At 73.1% G+C, this 3,450-nt stretch carries 3 protein-coding genes and 1 pseudogene; all 4 read right to left on the reverse strand.

Annotated elements, in window-relative coordinates:
- Positions 1-115: 115 nt before the first annotated feature.
- Positions 116-535 (reverse strand): FKBP-type peptidyl-prolyl cis-trans isomerase, encoded by a 420-nt coding sequence (locus tag JWQ05_RS12905; protein ID WP_299658845.1) that lies wholly within the window; start codon positions 533-535, stop codon positions 116-118.
- Positions 536-604: 69 nt separating this feature from the next.
- Positions 605-1,762 (reverse strand): GNAT family N-acetyltransferase, encoded by a 1,158-nt coding sequence (locus JWQ05_RS12910; RefSeq protein ID WP_299658846.1) that lies wholly within the window; start codon positions 1,760-1,762, stop codon positions 605-607.
- Positions 1,759-3,069 carry a lipopolysaccharide biosynthesis protein gene (locus JWQ05_RS12915; RefSeq protein ID WP_299658847.1) on the reverse strand — a complete coding sequence of 437 codons (1,311 nt, stop codon included), beginning with the start codon at positions 3,067-3,069 and terminating at the stop codon, positions 1,759-1,761. Before JWQ05_RS12915 ends, JWQ05_RS12910 begins: the two co-directional genes overlap by 4 nt.
- Before the next feature lie 138 nt (positions 3,070-3,207).
- Positions 3,208-3,450 (reverse strand): annotated as a pseudogene (locus JWQ05_RS12920) (SGNH/GDSL hydrolase family protein); the annotation flags it as partial.

Below are 3,450 nucleotides of genomic sequence, written 5' to 3' on the forward strand. Positions count from 1 at the left end.
CCGGCGGAGCGACCCGGGAACTGACGCAGCGGACACGACGCCGGCCTCAGGGTCGCGAAGGCTGGAACCGGCCGTACACCCCGGGGCGCCGGCCGGTTCAGGCAGACGTGCGATCTCAGCGGGCGCCGAGCAATTCCACGTCGAAGATCAGGGTCGCGTTCGGGGGGATCAACCCACCGGCGCCGCGCGCGCCGTATCCCTGGTCGGGCGGGATGATCAGCGTGCGCTTGCCGCCGACCTTCATCGTGGCGACGCCCGTATCCCAGCCGGCGATGACCTGACCGGCGCCGAGGGTGAAGCTGAAGGGCGTGCCGCGATCGCGCGAGGAATCGAACTTCTTGCCCGGCTTGCCGCCGTCATCGAGCCAGCCGGTATAGTGCACGCTGACCTTCTGGCCGGCCTTGGGCTCGGGGCCGGTGCCCACGACCTCGTCGCGGTACTGGAGGCCCGAGGGCGTGGTGATGGTCTCGGCGGATGCGGATGCGGTCATGGCGAGGATCAAGGCTCCGGTGAGGGCGTAGAGCGGACGGCGCATGGGGGCTGAGGTCCTGTCTGGCGTTCCGAGGGCGCGCAGTAGCACGGTCCGGCGAGCCCGTCAGCGCCTTTACCTCCGGCGCCCCAAGAGGCGCTTGGCCTCATGGCGCGCCTCGCCCTCCAGGCGCGCGAGGCGCAGGCGCCGCTCCAGGCTGACGAAGTGGCGCCCCCCGGCCGGCACGGCCACGAGCTCGGCCACGGTCTCGTGCTCCCGGTAGAGGCTCTCCAGGGCGGAGCCGCCGTTCGTCGCCGAATCGAGGCGCTCGGCGAAGGCCTCCGCGTGCAGCGCCCGCACGATTTCGGCCTCCAGGACCAGCCCCGGCGCCAGGGCGCGGGCCCCTTCGTCGTAGGCGGTCTTCAGAAGATAGGCGGTGCCGCCAGACACCAGCGCGAGGCTGATGGCGAGGGCGCGGCCATCGAGGCTCAGCGTGTCGGCCCGGACATGGACAGGTCCTCCGGTCGCGGCGAAGATCGCGCGGGCGAAGGCCGCGTGGGCGGCGCGGCACGCCATGGCGCTGCCGGCATCACCCTTCCAGCCCGCGGCCTCGAGCCGGAGGAAGGTCTCCACCGCCTCGGCGAGGCGCGGGCCCTCCGTCGCCACCGCGAAGGTGACCTCGCCGCTCTCCGCCAGACGACGTCCGCGCCGACGCAGGTCCTTGAGGCGGGAGGGATGCGGATGGCCCGCGAGGAAATCCGCGTGGTCGGCGCGCCTGTCGAGCACCGGGCGGGTGAAGCGGCCGACCTCTCCCAGGGTCCAGCCGGCCGCCCGCAGCGCGCCGCAAAGGTCCTGCCCGAGCGCGGTTTCTGGCGAGAGATGCGGCCAGCGCCAGGGCCGTCCGCCCGAGGCCTCGCGCAATCCCTCGACCAGGGCGGCGAGGATTGCGGGGCGCTCCGGGCCGGCTGCCACCAGGGGCGCCGTCGCGGTGACGAAGGGCGAGACAAAGGGCAGCGCGACCGGACGGCCGAGGCCGCAGATGTCGTAGGAACGCCGGAAGGGCAGCACGGCCTCGATCCCGCCCGGACCACGGACCACGACGATCGAGAGGTCGGGATTGGCAAGTCCACTCGCCGCGTGCGCCTGCATCGCGTGTCGGCTGTAATAGGGATGCGCATCCCCCGCCCGCGCCGACAAGGCGTCCCAGGCCGGCGCCTCGGCGCCAAGGGCCGCCAGCGTGGTGAGCACAGGCGCGTAGACCGGGGCGGCCTTGAGGCTCGGGGCGGCGATCATCGGGCCCTGCGTCCGAAGGCGGGAAGCTGGACGGGCGTCGTCAGGCCGTGCACGGCCTTGGCCGCCAGCGCCATCGCGACAGCGCGCAGGATGGTGGCAAGCGCCATGGCGGATGCTGCGCCCGCTACGCCGTAAGCCGGAACGAGCGCGACGCAGAGACCGGCGGCGAGCGCCAGCATCGCCACGGTGACGAGGGCGGCGAGGCGCTCGCCGCCCAGCATGTTGAGCAGGTCCTCGCCCGGCCCGAAGGCACTGGCGACGACGCTGCCGGCGACCAGCAGCGCGAGGATCGGCAGGCTGCCGTGGAATTCGGGTCCGAACAGGCCGAGTAACAGGGGCGCGGCCGCCAGCACCGCCGCCCCGACGACGAGCGTGGCCGCGAGCGTCAAGCGCGCCTGCATCCGCACGAGCGCGGCGAGCCCCACCCCGTCCCCGGCGGCATGGACGGCGGTGAAGCGCTGCGCGGTCGCGGCGGTGGCGGCGAAATGCACGAAGACCACGAATTGCTGGATACGGGTGGCGGCGAAGTAGAGCCCCACGGTGGCGGGCGGGGCGAGCAGGCTCAGAACCACGACATCGACGACGTTGAAGCCGGCGCTGGCCAGATCGCTCGCGGCGATGGGCAGGCAAGCCCGGAACCAGCGCCGCCACGCGTAGCGGCGCGGACCGGCGGGGACAGTCCGGCGCAGGCGCGCCAGCAGCATGCCGGCCTGGATCGCCACCGCCACCCCCGTGGCGACGAGGGTGCACAGCACGGCGATGCGGGCTTCGGCCGGGGCCCCGAGGGCGACGGCGAGGAGCATCGCGGCCATGATCAGGCCCTGGCGCAGCAGATAGGGCGGCGCGATGGCAAGAATCGCCCAGTTCTGGCTGCGGGCGATTCCCTCGCAGTAATCCTGCAGGGCGAACAGCGGCAGGACCAGAATGGCGACGAGGAGCGGGGCGGCGTAGGGGCCGCCGAACAGCGAGCCCTCGGCCCAGACCAGCGTCACGCCGCCGAACGCCACGGTCAGCGCGCTTGCCAGGGTGACGCCGAGACCGCCGAGCAGATAGGCGCGCACGGCCGCATCGTCGCCGCGCGCCTGATCGGCGGGGAGGAAGCGGCAGGCGCCCTGTGACAGGCCGAGGGTGGCGGAGTGCCCGAGGATGGCGATCCAGACCCAGATGGCGGCGAAGATGCCGTACTCGGTGCCACCCATCAGGCGCGCCATCAGGACTTGGGCCCCATAGGCGAAGCCGGCGGCGGCGATGCGGATCGCAAAGACGTCGATGGCTGCTCCGGCGGCACCCGTCCGCAGGCGCGTCAGGTGCGCGACGCCACCCCAGAGGCCGAGAGCCCCGATCCTGTCCGTCGCGATGCCCAACGCAAACCCCTCACACCTCGCGCCGGGCATAGCCGACCCGGCGTTGCGGGCCGGTTAAGCGGCGGGGTTAAGGCTTTGCGCTCACGGGCCGGCGGGCGAGGCCTGGGGCGCGAGCTTGATCCCGGCGGCGTCCTTGGGGGGCGCAAGCGTCAGGGCCGGGCGTCCCGCGCTGCCCGTCGCGGTGGGGTCGGGCTGCAGCAGCGAGAGGGTGATGGCGCGGGTGACGTGCTCGGCCATGCAGCGCAGACCGAGATCGTTCAGGCGGAACTGGGTGCCGAGCAGGTGTCCCTCGCCCTTGTCGTTGCGGTGGGCAAGGTAGCGCAT

It is taken from the genome of Methylobacterium sp. (assembly GCF_028290105.1).
Taxonomy (GTDB): Bacteria; Pseudomonadota; Alphaproteobacteria; order Rhizobiales; family Beijerinckiaceae; genus Methylobacterium.

Coding starts and splice junctions, on each gene's coding strand:
- JWQ05_RS12905 (WP_299658845.1), bottom strand. CDS start 535: ATGCGCCGTCCGCTCTACGCCCTCACCGGAGCCTTGATCCTCGCCATG.
- JWQ05_RS12910 (WP_299658846.1), bottom strand. CDS start 1,762: ATGATCGCCGCCCCGAGCCTCAAGGCCGCCCCGGTCTACGCGCCTGTG.